Origin of the sequence: Desulfocurvibacter africanus subsp. africanus DSM 2603, from assembly GCF_000422545.1 — a bacterium.
Lineage (GTDB): Bacteria > Desulfobacterota > Desulfovibrionia > Desulfovibrionales > Desulfovibrionaceae > Desulfocurvibacter > Desulfocurvibacter africanus.
The window spans coordinates 1-14,248 of sequence record NZ_AULZ01000027.1 but is presented as its reverse complement, the minus strand read 5'-3'; the positions used below and the strand labels follow the sequence as shown (position 1 = coordinate 14,248).

The following is a 14,248-nucleotide window of genomic DNA, read 5'->3' as shown; positions in this document are numbered from 1 at the left end:
CGGCGGGAATTCGCCGCCGCCAACCACGGCTTTCATCTGGCATTTTTGCATATAGGGACCGGAAGCGGGAGTGTTCCCAGCGCTATTTGAAATGGTGATGCTGCCGCCTTCATGAAGACCATATATGCGCGCAGAGTGGTTGGAGGCAGCCTTTGTGGAGGCCCTGATACCCTTCCTCCCAACGTAATAATGGTTAGGTAAGGAGTGGCAATCTTGCAATCTTGATGAATTGATCTGCCTAGAGACTATATAAGGTTGTGCAAGTCGCCTCGTCTATACAATAATGATCAGGGCAAATTTTTGGGGTATCAGGTCGTGCAAAGCCTCCCAGGCGCAAGGGTTCCGATTTCGACGGCCATAATTGCACGCAAAGGTTTAGACAGGGGTGTTGCAGAAACCATACCCGCGCGGCTAGGCTGCCAAAGCGAGGCGTTCGTGCACGTGGCTTGGTGTCAGTTGGGCGGAGTGCCCTTTCAAGCGTGAAAGGTGTTTGCAGTAAGGAGCGCGTACAGTGTCTAGAGCATTTGCTTTTGAAAATGCTCTGTAAGCCATGCGTCGGCATGGCTTGCCGCGAGCTCCGGCGTTGACGGCGCAATTCACTTGCGCCGTCAACGCCGGAGCGGGCGTCTTAAAAGCGATCTGCTCTAGACGCTGGAAACCGTCCGGCTATCCGTATCTGGCCGGCTCCGGCGTCAAGCACAAGAGGTCTTTGGGAGAGGAGGAGCGGGCCGCTTGGCAGGCGGCCCTTCTCCAGGCGGATTGTCAGCGAGCTACCACGAAGGCTTCGGAGTAACTCAAGGTTATTCTGTTCAGTTCCAGCCTGGCCGTGGCCAGATTCTGGAATTCGCCGGCCTGCACGCGCCACCAGGTTGACCCGTCCACCTGCGCCTCGACCAGGCGCGTGGAGCGGTAGCCGCTGGCGTACATCTCGGCCTTGAGTTTGTCCGCGTTGTCGCGCTGAGTGAACGAGCCCACCTGGATGTAGAACGGGCCGGGAAGATTGCCGCCCACCGCGCCGGGAATGCCGCCCACGCTTTCCACGCGTACCATGGCTACGCCCTTATCAAGCGAGCCCAGACGGTTGGCGGCCTCATAGGACAGATCGATGATGCGGCCTTTAACGAAAGGTCCCCGATCATTAATGGTCAGGTAGATGGACTTGCCGTTCTCCAGGTTGGTGACGCGCACGCGCGTGCCCAGGGGCAAAAGCTTGTGCGCGGCACTGGGCTTGTACATGTCGTACATCTCGCCGTTGGCCGTGGCCTTTCCGTGGAAATCCCGCCCGTACCAGGAGGCCAGGCCTTCCTCGGCATAGCCGTCGGCACTTTTCAGCGGGTGGTATGTTTCACCCATGACCGTATACGGCCTGATCTTGCCCTTGTTCGGGCTGGATTGCGCTTGGCCCTGCCTTGTGGAGGGCTGCGCTATCGTGTGTTTCTGCTGATAGATGGGGCTCTTGCCGGCGCAGGCGGTCAATAGAGCGCCGGTTGCAAGCACCGCCATGAGAACGGCGGCCAAGCCTTTCAGGCTGCATCCTGCCATGAGTGGCTTTCCCCCGTGCGCCTACACCATCTCGGTGGGGTCTTGCGGATCAAGTTCTGCGTGTCGCTTGAGCAGCTCCTCGAAACGAATGTCCGCGCCGAGCACGCCGCGCGGGTTGTCCTGCTCGTCCACCACGGGCACGGCCACGGTCAGCAGGAGCTTGCCCGTGTACTGCGACTGGTAGAAATTGGTGATGTGCAGCTTGCCGGTCTGCATGGGCGTGATGAACCATTCGCGGCTTGACAGGTCGGTGCCTCGAGTCAGGGGCGCGTATTTAGGCTTGTCCTCTTCGTTGGCCACCACGCGTTCCACCACCTTGCCATCGGTGTCCACCAGGTTGACGAACTGGATGACCGGGTATTTGGCCAGGAAGTCGCCGATGACCTTGCCCGCCGCATCGGGATTCATGGAGCGCACCTCGGGGGATTCCGAGAGACGCACCACGAGCCTGGCCGATAGATTGTGCGCCAGCTGCTTGAGGTGGTCGAATTCGGAGGCGAACAGCTCGGGCAGGTAGCGTTTGACCAGGGACTTCATCTCCTGGTTGGAGAAGGATGTGGTGCGGCCCGCCTGGTAGGCTTTTTCGATGGACTCGTAGATCTTGCCCACGGCCGGGTGGCGCTTGTCGATCTGCGCGTCCTTGGACAGGCCCAGCTGGTGGTTGATCCAGTAGGCCACGCCCGCGCGGCCGGACTTGTCGGTGATGATGATGGGCACCTTGCGGTTGAGGAGCTTGGTCGTGTCGAAGATGTTGTAGATTTCCTCGTTCTTGAGCAGCCCGTCCACATGGATGCCCGCGCTGGTGGCGTTGAAGTCCTTGCCCACGAACGGGTAATTGTCCGGCACGCGGTAGCCCAACTCGCGTTCGAAGTATTCGGCGATCTCGGAGATGACCGGGGTCTCGGCTGCGTCGTCGTCGCCAGTGAGCTGTATGTACTCGATGACCAGCGCCTCGATGGGCGAGTTGCCCGTGCGTTCGCCGAAGCCGAGCAGCGTGCCGTTAATGCCGCCGCAGCCATAGAGCCAGGCCACCACGCCGTTGACGAGCACCTTGTGGAAGTCGTTGTGGCCGTGCCATTCGAGCCACTCGCCGGGCACCTCGGCCTCGTCGGTGAAGGCGCGCACGATGCGCGCCACCGAGCGCGGCAGGTCCGAGCCGGGGTAGGGCACGCCGTAGCCCATGGTGTCGCACAGGCGGATCTTCACCGGCAGATGGTATTCCTTGGACAATTGCATGAGCTTCTGGGCAAAGGGGATGCAGAAGCCGTAGATGTCCGCGCGGGTGATGTCCTCGAAATGGCAGCGGGGGGTGATGCCCCAATCCAGGGCCTTGCTGACCACTTCAAGGTAATCGTCCATGGCCTGCTTACGATTCTTCTGCAGCTTCAAGTAAATATGGTAGTCCGAAACCGAGGTGAGCATGCCCGTCTCGGTCAGGCCCATGTCCTTGACCAGCTTGAGGTCTTTGGCGTTGGCCCGGATCCAGCCGGTGACGCGCGGATATTTGTAGCCCTTGGCCAGGCAAGCTTCCACGGCGCGGCGATCCTTGTCCGAATAGAGGAAGAACTCGCTTGCGCGAATGAGCCCGGACTTGCCGCCTAGCTTATGTAACAGGTCGAATATATGACTGATCTGATCTACGGAATATGGAGGACGGGCCTGCTGTCCGTCACGAAACGTAGTGTCCGTGATGAACATGGGGTCGGCCGGCCTGGGCATGATGAAGCGATCGTCGAAGCTTATGCGGCTGATATTGGTGTAGGGATAGATGCGCCGGAAGAGTTCGGGATTGGCCGGGTTCTTCAGGCTCAGCTTGCGTTCGGTTTTGTTTAGATGCAGAAGGCTCATGGGTCTAAGCTCCCAATAGGTTGACAGCGCGGGTGCGTGCTGATTCGGGTGGGATTGAAAAAGGCGCCCCGGTGATTTACCGGAACGCCTTTTCAGTAGCATGCCTTGCGGCGAAAATCCAGAAAAGCTGGTCTATGGTCTCTGCTCGGCTAGAACCCGTAGCCCAGCTCGGAACGGATGTCCGAAGGCAGCACGGACGTCTCGGCGGGCTCCAGGTCCGCCCAGGGCGCGCCGGCCATCTTGCGGGCAGCCTTGATGTCCTGCAGCGTGAAGCCGGAGCGCGGAATCTCCAGGACCTGACCGGGCTCGATCAGGTTCGGGTTGCTGATCTGGGAACGGTTGGCCTGGTAAATGAGCGGCCACATGAAGGGGTCGTTGTAGATCTGCTGAAACTCGGCGATCCACCACAAGGCGTCGCCCTTCTCCACGGTGTACGTGGTGGGCAGTGCAGCGTAGCGCTGGTCGTACAGCTCCTGCGCCGTGGGTTCGGCTTCGACCACGGGCTCGGGCGTAGGCTCCGGCTCAGCCATGGGCTCTTCCACAGCCTGCTCTTGTTGGGCTACGGGTTCAGTCTGGGCGGCGGTCTGCTTCTTGGCGCAACCGAACGCAGTCATGAGTGCAATGGCCAACACGAATAGTGTGAGCTTCTTCATGGTATCTCCTCCTAGTTTTTGTAGGTCAGTATTCGCCATGGAAAACGAGAATCAGACTTTGAGTTTCTTCTGCCAACTATCAACAATTTCTTTTTCCTGCAACACCAAGGGGCTAGAATTGCACAATCTCGCGGCTTCCTCCACGGCCCTGGCCGCATCTTCCATCCAGCCGCCTTGCCGCAGGCTTCTCGAGGCATACACGTACATGAGCTCGGGTTCGCTGCCGTAGATGGCGCGTTGCAACCGTGCAAAATCGTTGCCAAAGGTTTCCTCGACCAGCCCCTGTTCCTCGAAGATCAGGCGCGCCAAAAGCAAGTTGTCTTTATGTTCACAAAGGTAAAGGGGAAACAGTCTGCGGCAGTGCGCAAGAATGAAGCGTATGCGTGCAATTTCGCGTTCAATGGACTCGCGCGTCTGTTCCACGACCTTGTAGAGCTCGCGAGTTATGTCCGATTCCTCGGTGGCCATGGCCGTACCCTGCATCTGGCGGAACCATTGCCCGTAAGTTGCCTGCTGATAGGCGTCCTCCTTGAGCTTGATGGTTTCGTGAAAAATGTAGCCCATGGACCAATCGAGAAAGCGACCCACCAATCTTTCGCCGGGTTCGTTGCGAAACAGGTGGTGCGCCGTGTCCTTGAGCCGCCAGAGCAGGCCCTTGTTCATCTCGAAGCCGAGAAGGTCGCGGATTTCGTCGAAGTTGAGGCGCTTATGCTGATCGTTATGGCGAAACTGCTCTTCCAGCTTGAGACTGGCCAGGCAGAAGTCGCGTAGCACGTCGCGTACGAAGGCCGGGCGTTTGGCTCTGATCCAAGCTTTGGACATCGGTCCTCCAAGAGGGGAAGCCGGGCGGCGGCCGCAAAGCGGAACGCCTTTCGCCTCCCCGTTGGCGGTGGAGCGGGCTGCGCGGCGCTTGGTCGCGGGCAGACCCGCAGTTCATTACCTTAGTACCCTGCGTGAAGTCGTGACAAGCTGTTTACGGGAGCATTATTTCCAAGGGAAGCAATTATCAGGGACAGGTTCGCGCATGCCCATGGACAGCGCCAGAGCGGGATGCTGCCCGTTACTGGGCCACGCAACGCGTCAGTCCGGGCCTGAAGCCCGCCGCCGCGGCCACGCAGGCCAACCCACCGGCCAGCACCGTGAGCTGCGGGCCGATCAAATGGGCCAAGGCTCCGGCCAGCAGAGCTCCAAAGGGCGACATGCCCACGACCATAATGGAGAACAGGGCCATGACCCTGCCCCGGTAACCGTCCGGCGTGGTCTGCTGCAGCAGGGTATTGGCCGAGGCCATCATGACCACCATGCAGAAGCCCACGGGCGCGAGCAGCGCCGCGGAGAGCCAGAGCTGGCGCGAAAGGGAGAAAACCGCAAGGCTTAGCCCGAAACCCACGCCGGCCCGGATGATCCAGCGCCCCAGGCCCAGCGAGTCGCGCCGGGCGGCCAGCAGCATGGCTCCGCCAAAGGCTCCAAGCCCGGCCGCGCCCATGAGCAGGCCCAAGGCCCCTGGCCCGCCGCCGAGTATTCTGTCCGCGAACACGGGCATGAGGGTCGCGTAGGACGTGCCAAGCAAGCTGCTCAATCCGGTGAGCAGCAGAACTGTGCGTATGGCCGTGTGATGCGCGGCGAAGGTCAGGCCGTCACCCACACGGCGCCAGGCCGAAGCCCCGGTGGGCTTCGGCGCGTCCGGGGGCAGGCGCATGAGCAGCAGGCTGGCCATGACCGCCAGGTAGCTCGCGCCATTGAGCAGGAAGCACCAGCCTTCGCCTACCAGGGGCACCAGCAGGCCCGCCAGGGTCGGCCCGAGCACTCGCGCGCTGTTGAACATGGAGGAGTTCAGGGCGATAGCGTTATGCAGGTCCTGGCGTCCGACCATGTCTATGACGAAGGCCTGCCGGGCCGGGATGTCGAAGGCGTTGACCACGCCCAGGCCCACGGCCAGCAGCATGACATGCCAGACCTGCACGACGCCGCTCAGGGTCAGGGCCGCCGCGGCCAGGGCCAGGAGCATGGACAGGGCCTGGGTCCAGAGCATGATGGCGCGCCGGTTGCGCGCGTCGGCCACCACGCCGCCGAACACGGCCAGCAGGAACACGGGGATCTGGCCCGCGAAGCCTACCAGTCCCAAAGCCAGGCTGGAGCCGCTCAGGCGATAGACCAGCCAGGCCTGGGCCATGGTCTGCATCCAGGTGCCAACCAGGGAGATGCCTTGGCCGGCGAAGAACAGGCGGTAATTGCGATGGCGCAAGGCGCGCAAAAGGCCTCCGGACTGGCCGGATCCGGCCTGCGCCGCGCTGAGGATCTTTTCGCTCGTGCTCATGATGAATGCTTAAGGCCTGCGGCCGGGCCGGTCCAGGATACGCCGCGGCTTCAGATCCTCCAGCTTTGGCCGAACTGGGCCGCGGCCCTGGCCAGGGCCCCCAGGCGGTCGTCCACGCGGCGGTAGAGCGTGCCCTCGGGGAAGGTCCCGTCAGGGCCGCGCTTGCCGGCCTGAATGCCGGTGAGCAGCTCCAGCGCATCCTCGATGCAGGCCACGGGATAGATGGAGAACTTGCCGTCGGCCACGGCGCGCACGACTTCGGGCTTGAGCATGAGGTTGCGCACGTTGTCGGCCGGGATGAGCACGCCCTGCCTGCCGGTGAGGCCGCGACGGCGACAGACCTCGAAGAATCCCTCGATCTTGCGGGTCACCCCGCCCACGGCCATGATGGCCCCGGACTGGTTCACGGCTCCGGTGAAGGCCAGGGACAGTTCGATCGGCGCCTCGGCCAAAGCCGATAGCAGGGCGGCCAGCTCCGCGCCCGAGGCCGAGTCGCCTTCCACCTCGGCATAGGACTGCTCGAAGTAGAGCGAGCCCGAGAGGATGAGCGGCTTGTCGTAGGCGAACAGGCCCAGCAGATAGCTCTTGAGGATCATCATGGCCTTGGTGTGGATCGGGCCGCCCAGTTCGGCCTCGCGCTCCAGGTCCACGATGCCTTCGCGGCCCACGCCCACGGTGCAGGCGATGTGGTGCGGCAGGCCGAACTCGTACTCGCCGAAGTAGGTCACGGACAGGCCGTTGACGCGGCCCACGGCCGAACCGGAAGTGGCGACCTTGATGATCTCGCGGTCGTAGTCGGCCATGAACTCCTCTTCGTAGAGGTTGGCCCGGAAATCCCGCGCGGCCTGGGCCTCGTGCAGCACGGCGGCGTCCACCATGTCCTTGCCTTGCAGCTTGGCCATGGCCGAGGCCTCGATCATGAGTTCGCGGATGAGCGGATAGTGCAGGGACAGCTTGGTCTGGTCCTCGACGATGCGCGAGGCGTGGTCTACCAAGCCCGCCAGGGCCTCGCGGTCGAAGGGCAGCAGGCCGGCGTCCGCGATGATGGTTCCGCAGCCCTGCAGGAATCCCAGGATGTCGCCTTCGGAGCGTGCGACATGGCTCTGCAGGTGGGCCTTGATCTTGAACAGCTTGCGGAAGCGGCTATCATGGTAGAGCAGGTGCTCGTATATCTCGTCCGTGCCCACGAGCAGAATCTTGACCTGCAGCGGGATGGGCTCGGGCTCGATGGTGCGCGTACGCACCTGCTCCGAGTGTTCCGAAGGGTCTTCAAGGCGCGCCAGGCCCGAGCGCAAGGCCCGCAGCAAGCCTTCCCAGGCCGAAGGGGAGTTGAGCACGTCATCGGCCTTGAGGATGAGATAGCCGTGGTTGGCCCGGTGCAATGCGCCGGGCTTGATGAGCGTGAAGTCGGTGTACAGGGCGCCGAGCTCGCTCTCGCGCTCCATGCTGCCCAGCAGATTGAAATAGGTTGGATGGTCCTCGACGATGACGGGAGCGCCTTTCAGGCCCGAATTGTCCACGAGCAGATGGGCCTCGTAGCGGCCGCAGAAATCCTCGGCCTGGGCCGGCTCGGCCTGCGGCTGCTGTGGTTGAGGCTGGGGCTGCTGCTCGGGACGGGTCGCGAAGCGTTCCAGGTTGGCCAGAACATCCTTTTCCAGGGCCGCCAGATAATCCATGACTTTGCCCTGGGAAGCAAAGCTTTCGCGCAATGGGGCCAGTATCTCGCGGACCTCGCTGGAGGCGAATTCCCGCTCGATGGAGCGCTCCTGCTCGGTAAAACCGCGCTCGACGGCCTGCACTTGGCGCAGCATGCCGTTCATTGCCGCCAGCAGTTCGTCCCGCTTGCCGCGAAGAGTGCGCTGGGTCTCGCTGTCGAGCTTTTCGAACTCCTCAAGGGACAAGGTCTTGCCCTTGACGCGCGGGGAAAGGGAGAGCTGCCCCTCTGTTTCCATGCCAAGTGTGAAGCCCTTGCTTTCGGCCTCATCCTCCATGCGCGTATAGAGGTCATCCTTGGTGCTCTGATAGGTCTTGAGCAGGGCCTCACGGCGCTGGACAAAAGCGTCCTGCTCCAGGCTGCCTGGGATGCGCTCGCGCAGCAGGGCGACGGCCTTGGCCAGTTCGGCCTTCAAGGTGCGGCCCTGGCCTGGGGGCAGTTGGAGAGCCCTGGGCCGGTCCTCGTCATCGAAGTTGTAGACGTACAGCACGTCGGGAGGCACATCGGCTTTGGCCGCCACGGGCTCCAGAAAATGGCGCAGGAAATATGTGCGCCCGAGGCTTTCCTCGCCCGAGAGGTAGACGTTGTACTCGTTGCCGGGAATGTTCACAGCGAGATTCAGGGCGCGCAAGGCTCTCGGCTGTGGAGGCTCGAAGCGCTCGCGGCGGGGGATCTGTCGTGAGTCCGCATAGGGTACTGCCTCGGGCTGCAAACCCGCCCGCAGGCGTTCAGGAGCTAATGACAATGGTTTTCCCATGGTGAGCTTTAGAGGGTATTCCGGCGTCGACGCCGGGGGCAAATGGGTGTAAATCGAAGCCGGGCGGTTGTCCACGGATGCAACAGGATAAAGTGGGGCCGGCATATGCCGGAGCAGGCGTGGCAGGCGGACACGACATTTTCACGAGCGGCCGGCGAAGGTGAAAAATAGAGTTTTCCCCGCCTTGTTCATGGAGAAGGCGTTGACGGTCCGTCGAGGGCTGTGATAAGAGCCCTCCAACTTGTGAACAAATGAACGAACCGCCGTTTTCCGGCAAGGCGTCGTTCTCAAGGTTTATGCTATGTTCTTTCAAAAGGGGAAGCAACCCTCCGGAACATGGGGCGTCATCCTCAATGCGACGACCATTGGCCTGCAGCTCGTTACGGCCACCTTCATTGGTCTGGCCACGGGCTACTTTCTGGATAAATGGCTAGGAACGAAGCCATGGCTGACCCTGGTCATGCTTATCCTCGGCGTAGTGGCCGGGTTCAAGAGCGTGTACGAGGAAGTCAAACGAATTCAAGAATATGAACGGAAAGACTCTGGCCAGCATTCCGGAAAGGATTGATCGCGCTCTTCTGCGTAGAGGTTTCATGCAGCTTGAGGTCCGGCGGCTTGTGCGTACGCAATTCATGCTCGCCGGCTTGTTCGTGCTTGCGGCCCTGATTGCTGCGCGTCTGTCGATCTGGGGTTTGGCCTTTGCTGCTGGTGCGCTGCTCGCGTCGGCGAATCTTTATTCGCTGGCCAAGTTCGTGCAACACATCGTGCGCATGCAGAAAGGAGCGGTGGCAGCGCTGCTCATACGCTTCTACGGCCGGCTCATACTGACGGGAGCGGCTTTGTACGGGCTCATTGTTTGGCTGGAAGTACCGGTATGGGCCCTGCTCGCAGGGCTTTCAACGGTTCTGGTCACGGCGCTATACTGGGGTGCAACCCGGTTACATGGTCATAATGTGAAGGAGGCTTGAAATGGTCGCTGGTGGACTTCCGCATCAATTAGTGCCGGTTCTTTTGCACGAGCTGGGCGTGCCCGTACCCCCGCACATCTTTTTCACTTGGGTTGTTATGGCCATACTCATCACCATGGGCATCCTGGTCCAGAAGCGAGTGAGCATGGTTCCCGGCGGCCTGCAGAACTTTTTCGAGGTCATCATCGGAGGCCTTGAGGACTTCGTCGTGGCCAACATAGGTGAAGAGGGCCGCAAGGTTTTCACCATTCTGGCCACTCTGTTCATCTTCATCTGGTTCAACAACCTGATGGGCCTCATTCCCGGCTGTGACGCCTCCACGGCCAACGTGAACACCAACGCGGCCATGGCTGTCGTCGTGTTCCTCTATTACAACTACTGGGGCATCCGCGAGCACGGATTCGGCTACATCAAGCACTTCATGGGCCCGATCCTCGCGCTCGCTCCGCTCATGTTCATCATCGAGGTTTTCTCGCACCTGGCCCGGCCGCTGTCGCTCACCCTGCGACTCTTCGGCAACATCCGCGGCGAGGAAATCGTGCTCATTCTGCTCTTCTCCATGGCCCCCATCGTGGCCACGATTCCCATGTACTTCCTGTTCGGCCTGGCCAAGACCATCCAGGCGTTCATCTTCTTCATGCTGACCATGATTTACCTGAAGGGCTCCCTGGAGCACGCGCACTAAACCGCGCGTCCCGGCCCGAACGAACACTGGGGAAACGGTCGCTAGACCAAAACATTATACTACTTTGAGGAGTGAGTGACATGCGCAAGGCTCTTATGACCATCCTGAACACCGTGGCTCTGGTTGCCGTCGCCGGCGTTGCTTTCGCCGCCGAGATCGCCCCCGAAGTCATCTCCATGACCTCCCTTGCCACCGCCCTCGGCATGGCCATTGCCGCTGCCGGTTGCGGCATCGCTCAGGGCATGGGCCTGAAGGCCGCTTGCGAAGGCACCGCCCGCAACCCGGAAGCCGGCGGCAAGATCACCATCACCCTGATCCTGGGCCTGGCCTTCATCGAGTCCCTGGCCATCTACGCCCTGGTCGTCAACCTGATCCTGCTTTTCGCCAACCCGATGCTTGGCTAATTCGATTCGTGGAGGAGGCCGCGTAAGCGGCCTCCTTTTCGTCATATTTTCTTATTTATTTTAGATTTGGAGCGCTACGGTATACAGCAATGAGCCTCAAGAGCCAGCATATTCCCCGAGCTACGATCCAACGGCTGGCCGTATACGTCGAGGTTCTCGAGAATCTTAAGCGTGATGGCTCCGAAGTCATTTCCTCCGAGCACTTGGCCCGCATCTGCGCTGTGAACCCTTCCCAAATACGTAAGGACCTCGCCTACTTCGGTGAGTTCGGCGTACGTGGAGTCGGCTATTACGTCCAGGACCTCATCACCTCCATCAAGGAATCGCTGGGCATCAACCGCGTCTGGAACTGCGCTTTGGTCGGCGTGGGCAACCTCGGCCGGGCCTTGCTCAGGCACAAGTTCTTCAAGCAGCGCGGCTTTCATATCGTCGGAGCCTTCGACTGCGACCCCTTCAAGATCGGCGAAGTCATCTCCGGCCTGGAAGTGGTCTGTTCCCGTCGCCTCAAGGAAAAAGTCCAGGAACTGAACATCGAGATGGGCGTTATCACCACTCCGCCCGAACGCGCCCAACGCGCGGCCAATTACTTGGTCGAAGCCGGCGTCAAGGGCCTCGTCAACTTCGCGCCCGCGCGTATCACCGTGCCTGCTGGGGTTTATGTTGAGTACGTGGATTTCTTCCACAACTTTTTTGCCGTCGCCTTCAATATCACCCTCAGCGAGCAAATATCCGAAGAGTAGTTATCTCGTCTTTGGATATTTCCTGTTTATCCTCCGCATAAAATCCGTTAGGCCTTTGTCTTCATTCAAGGCAAAGGATCGTCATAGCTATGCCGCAACGCTTTAGAAATCTGTCCTATTCCGTTCCCTGGAATCTTTGGCTGCTTCTGTCAGGCTCGGCCATATTCGCTTTCGGCCTGAAAGCAGTAGCCCTGCCCTATGGGCTCATAACAGGGGGCATCTCCGGCCTTGGACTCCTGCTGTTCTATGTAACCGACCTGTTTAGCCCGGGAGTCTGGTATTTCCTGCTCAATCTGCCCATCATGGCCGTGGGCTGGATCTTCATAAGCCGTCGCTTCGTGCTGTACACCATATTCGGCATGGTCAGTCTCTCCCTTTTCATCGAACTGCTGCCCTGGACCGTGGTCCTGGAGAACAAGTTCCTGGCCGTAATGGCGGGCGGCGCCCTCATGGGCGCAGGCGCGGGCATTTCCCTGCGCTCCCTGGGTTCGGCCGGCGGCACGGACATCGTCGCCATATTCCTCAACCAGCGCTACAATATCCGCGTGGGACAAGTGGGCTTCACGTTCAACATGCTCCTGTTCGGCGCCGGACTGTTCTTCCTCAACCCCAACGACGTGCTCTACTCGCTGGCCATGATCTTCATCAGCTCCTGGGTGCTGGAGTACTTCCTGGGCATGTTCAACCAGCGCAAGATGGTCATCATCATCTCCGACCGGCAGCAGGAAATCACCGACTCCATCAAGACCAATCTGCGCCGAGGGGTGACGCTCCTGCACGGCATGGGCGCCTATTCGGGCCAGCCCAAGGAAGTCATGCTCACGATCATCAACAATATACAGCTCAAGCGCCTGGAAGAAATTATCTACAGGGTCGATCCCAAGGCCTTCACCATTGTGGGCACGACCTCCAATGTGCTTGGCGAAGGCTTTTCGCGGCGCAAGCAATACTGAAGAGTCGGGAAGGACCCGCCCTCCCCGAACCCCACCCGGCAGAGGCGCTGCCCCTGCACCCCGCAAGGGGATGCGATCCCCTGGACCCGCGAAGTTCTTATCTGCGAATTGCGTTGAATCAGGCGTGAGATGAAGGCAGGGCGACGCGCAGGAAGTCCAGCACGTCTTTCCAGGCTCTTTCGGCGATTTTCGGGTCATAAAACGAGCCGCTACGCGCGTCCGTCTGCACTGTAGGATTGCAGAAGCCGTGTCCGGCGTCGGTGTATATGACCATGCGGCACTGGACGTCCGCATCGCGCATCTCCTCCACGAAAGGCGCGACCACGGCCATGGGCACGACCTTGTCCAACGCGCCGTGCAGCGCGAGCACTGGGCAACGCACATCGCCGGGAGCAGCCGGAAACGGCGTGTTCAGGTAGCCGTACACACTGCAGGCCGCCGCCAGTTCTGCACCCGACCGCGCCAGCTCCAGGGCCACGCACCCCCCAAAAGAGAAGCCCAGTGCAGCGATTGCGCTCCCGTCGACGCCCTCGACTGCAGCCAGAGCGCGCAGACCCGCCGCGGCACGCTCGCGCATGAGCTTGCGGTCGTCGCGGTAGATGCGCGAGATGCGGCTGGCCTCGGACGCATCAGCCGGCAGGATGCCCCGGCCATACATATCGGCGGCAAGCACGACGTACCCTTCGCCCGCCAGCCGCTCGGCATGGGCCAGCATGGGCGCTGTCAGGCCGGTGAATTCGTGAATGAGCAGGATGCCGGGACAGAGCGACGGAAGGGATTCGTCGCGCACGAGAACGCCGTAGAGATCGGCATCGCCATGGCAATAAGGAAAAGGCGTGCGCGTTATGTTCATCATGTGTTTCCGCTCCGCGTTGAACCCGGCGACAGTGTCGGGTTATTCCTTCCGTTGGATTGCCAGCCTGACCATGACAACCGTGGGAACTCCAGCGGGCGTGGGATCGGCAAGCGCGTGATCCATGAAGCCGAAGCGCTGGTAGAGCTTGCGCGCCGGGATGCCTTGCAAGACTTCGGGCGCGAAGGTTTGTACCACCACGTTGCGGTCAGGATCGAGCGCCTCGATAGCACGCATAAGCAGCGCCTTGCCAATTCCTCGGCCCTGAGCCTGCGTCGCTACCGCAAGCCAGGCAATGGCGTTCTCTCCTACATCGATGGCTATGCCACCAAGCAATGTGCAGCCAGACCCACCGTCTCCATCACGCACGCAGAAGGCCTGCTTCATGGCGAGTAACTGCCGCAAGGCTTCCTGGAACGAAGTCTCGTCAGCCATGGGCCCAAAGAGGTGTTCAACCTCGCGAGCGAGGATCAACCAGTCATCATAGTCTTGCATTGTCGCCAAGCACACATCCATCGTCAGCTCCTAGAGCAGATTGCTTTTAAGACGCCCGCTCCGGCGTTGACGGCGCAAGTGAATTGCGCCTACGCCGAAGCTAGCGGCAAGCCATGCCGACGCATGGCTTGCAGAGCATTTTCAAAAGCAAAATGCTCTAAGGGAAACATTGCTGGGATCTCGTGGTCTTTGTCTGTCGGCAGCCAAAAATATGTTCAAAGGCCCGGAATCTATTCGGGGATTCCGGGCCGCGATGAAACCAAAAAGTTTAGGAAGGGGTGGGGTTCGGGGAGGGGAGAACCCTTTTCAAAGGGTTTCC

At 60.7% G+C, this 14,248-nt stretch carries 14 protein-coding genes; 6 read left to right on the top strand and 8 right to left on the bottom strand.

The features are described 5' to 3' along the window. Nucleotides 1-762: 762 nt before the first annotated feature. From H585_RS0115940 to H585_RS0115915, 6 genes are all read right to left on the bottom strand, one after another. Nucleotides 763-1,542 (bottom strand): septal ring lytic transglycosylase RlpA family protein, encoded by a 780-nt coding sequence (locus H585_RS0115940; protein WP_027368556.1) that lies wholly within the window; start codon nucleotides 1,540-1,542, stop codon nucleotides 763-765. A 21-nt stretch (nucleotides 1,543-1,563) separates the two neighbouring features. Next, complete coding sequence (locus H585_RS0115935; protein ID WP_027368555.1) at nucleotides 1,564-3,390, bottom strand: triose-phosphate isomerase; 1,827 nt, start codon at nucleotides 3,388-3,390, stop codon at nucleotides 1,564-1,566. A gap of 149 nt (nucleotides 3,391-3,539) precedes the next feature. Then, nucleotides 3,540-4,043, bottom strand: coding sequence for a LysM peptidoglycan-binding domain-containing protein (locus H585_RS0115930; protein WP_014259007.1), 504 nt, complete (start codon nucleotides 4,041-4,043; stop codon nucleotides 3,540-3,542). Nucleotides 4,044-4,094: 51 nt separating this feature from the next. After that, nucleotides 4,095-4,865 (bottom strand): hypothetical protein, encoded by a 771-nt coding sequence (locus H585_RS0115925; protein ID WP_014259006.1) that lies wholly within the window; start codon nucleotides 4,863-4,865, stop codon nucleotides 4,095-4,097. A 238-nt stretch (nucleotides 4,866-5,103) separates the two neighbouring features. Beyond that, nucleotides 5,104-6,360 carry an MFS transporter gene (locus H585_RS0115920; RefSeq protein WP_027368554.1) on the bottom strand — a complete coding sequence of 419 codons (1,257 nt, stop codon included), beginning with the start codon at nucleotides 6,358-6,360 and terminating at the stop codon, nucleotides 5,104-5,106. Between the two features lie 50 nt (nucleotides 6,361-6,410). After that, nucleotides 6,411-8,831 (bottom strand): Lon protease family protein, encoded by a 2,421-nt coding sequence (locus H585_RS0115915; protein WP_027368553.1) that lies wholly within the window; start codon nucleotides 8,829-8,831, stop codon nucleotides 6,411-6,413. Between the two features lie 301 nt (nucleotides 8,832-9,132). On the opposite strand from H585_RS0115915, the gene H585_RS0115910 reads away from it, so the two are divergent. The 6 genes from H585_RS0115910 to H585_RS0115885 all read left to right on the top strand — a co-directional run bounded on the left by H585_RS0115910 (nucleotide 9,133) and on the right by H585_RS0115885 (nucleotide 12,581). Beyond that, a complete protein-coding gene (locus H585_RS0115910) occupies nucleotides 9,133-9,399 on the top strand; it encodes an AtpZ/AtpI family protein (protein WP_005986184.1) in 267 nt (88 codons plus the stop codon). Between the two features lie 25 nt (nucleotides 9,400-9,424). Further along, nucleotides 9,425-9,799 carry an ATP synthase subunit I gene (locus H585_RS0115905; RefSeq protein WP_005986186.1) on the top strand — a complete coding sequence of 125 codons (375 nt, stop codon included), beginning with the start codon at nucleotides 9,425-9,427 and terminating at the stop codon, nucleotides 9,797-9,799. Between the two features lies 1 nt (nucleotide 9,800). Further along, the gene (gene atpB / locus H585_RS0115900; RefSeq protein WP_014259003.1) at nucleotides 9,801-10,484 is read left to right on the top strand and encodes a F0F1 ATP synthase subunit A; all 684 of its coding nucleotides are present in this window, start codon (nucleotides 9,801-9,803) and stop codon (nucleotides 10,482-10,484) included. An 80-nt stretch (nucleotides 10,485-10,564) separates the two neighbouring features. Next, nucleotides 10,565-10,888: an ATP synthase subunit c family protein gene (locus H585_RS0115895; RefSeq protein WP_005986190.1), complete on the top strand. Its 324-nt coding sequence runs from the start codon at nucleotides 10,565-10,567 to the stop codon at nucleotides 10,886-10,888. Nucleotides 10,889-10,977: 89 nt separating this feature from the next. Further along, nucleotides 10,978-11,628, top strand: coding sequence for a redox-sensing transcriptional repressor Rex (locus H585_RS0115890; RefSeq protein WP_005986192.1), 651 nt, complete (start codon nucleotides 10,978-10,980; stop codon nucleotides 11,626-11,628). An 89-nt stretch (nucleotides 11,629-11,717) separates the two neighbouring features. Beyond that, entirely contained in the window at nucleotides 11,718-12,581 is an 864-nt protein-coding gene (locus tag H585_RS0115885; RefSeq protein WP_027368551.1) for a YitT family protein, read from the top strand. 118 nt (nucleotides 12,582-12,699) lie between these two features. Here H585_RS0115885 and H585_RS0115880 read toward each other — a convergent pair whose 3' ends face one another. Beyond that, on the bottom strand, nucleotides 12,700-13,437 hold the full coding sequence (locus H585_RS0115880; protein WP_027368550.1) for a dienelactone hydrolase family protein: 738 nt from the start codon (nucleotides 13,435-13,437) through the stop codon (nucleotides 12,700-12,702). Between the two features lie 39 nt (nucleotides 13,438-13,476). Continuing rightward, nucleotides 13,477-13,950 (bottom strand): GNAT family N-acetyltransferase, encoded by a 474-nt coding sequence (locus tag H585_RS0115875; RefSeq protein WP_027368549.1) that lies wholly within the window; start codon nucleotides 13,948-13,950, stop codon nucleotides 13,477-13,479. Nucleotides 13,951-14,248 lie beyond the last annotated feature (298 nt).

Bases quoted from the DNA above. Each gene is read 5' to 3' on its own strand.
- H585_RS0115885 (WP_027368551.1), top strand. From the start codon at position 11,718: ATGCCGCAACGCTTTAGAAATCTGTCCTATTCCGTTCCCTGGAATCTT.
- H585_RS0115895 (WP_005986190.1), top strand. From the start codon at position 10,565: ATGCGCAAGGCTCTTATGACCATCCTGAACACCGTGGCTCTGGTTGCC.
- H585_RS0115920 (WP_027368554.1), bottom strand. From the start codon at position 6,360: ATGAGCACGAGCGAAAAGATCCTCAGCGCGGCGCAGGCCGGATCCGGC.
- H585_RS0115905 (WP_005986186.1), top strand. From the start codon at position 9,425: ATGCAGCTTGAGGTCCGGCGGCTTGTGCGTACGCAATTCATGCTCGCC.
- H585_RS0115925 (WP_014259006.1), bottom strand. From the start codon at position 4,865: ATGTCCAAAGCTTGGATCAGAGCCAAACGCCCGGCCTTCGTACGCGAC.
- H585_RS0115890 (WP_005986192.1), top strand. From the start codon at position 10,978: ATGAGCCTCAAGAGCCAGCATATTCCCCGAGCTACGATCCAACGGCTG.
- atpB (WP_014259003.1), top strand. From the start codon at position 9,801: ATGGTCGCTGGTGGACTTCCGCATCAATTAGTGCCGGTTCTTTTGCAC.
- H585_RS0115875 (WP_027368549.1), bottom strand. From the start codon at position 13,950: ATGGATGTGTGCTTGGCGACAATGCAAGACTATGATGACTGGTTGATC.
- H585_RS0115910 (WP_005986184.1), top strand. From the start codon at position 9,133: ATGTTCTTTCAAAAGGGGAAGCAACCCTCCGGAACATGGGGCGTCATC.
- H585_RS0115940 (WP_027368556.1), bottom strand. From the start codon at position 1,542: ATGGCAGGATGCAGCCTGAAAGGCTTGGCCGCCGTTCTCATGGCGGTG.
- H585_RS0115930 (WP_014259007.1), bottom strand. From the start codon at position 4,043: ATGAAGAAGCTCACACTATTCGTGTTGGCCATTGCACTCATGACTGCG.
- H585_RS0115915 (WP_027368553.1), bottom strand. From the start codon at position 8,831: ATGGGAAAACCATTGTCATTAGCTCCTGAACGCCTGCGGGCGGGTTTG.
- H585_RS0115880 (WP_027368550.1), bottom strand. From the start codon at position 13,437: ATGATGAACATAACGCGCACGCCTTTTCCTTATTGCCATGGCGATGCC.
- H585_RS0115935 (WP_027368555.1), bottom strand. From the start codon at position 3,390: ATGAGCCTTCTGCATCTAAACAAAACCGAACGCAAGCTGAGCCTGAAG.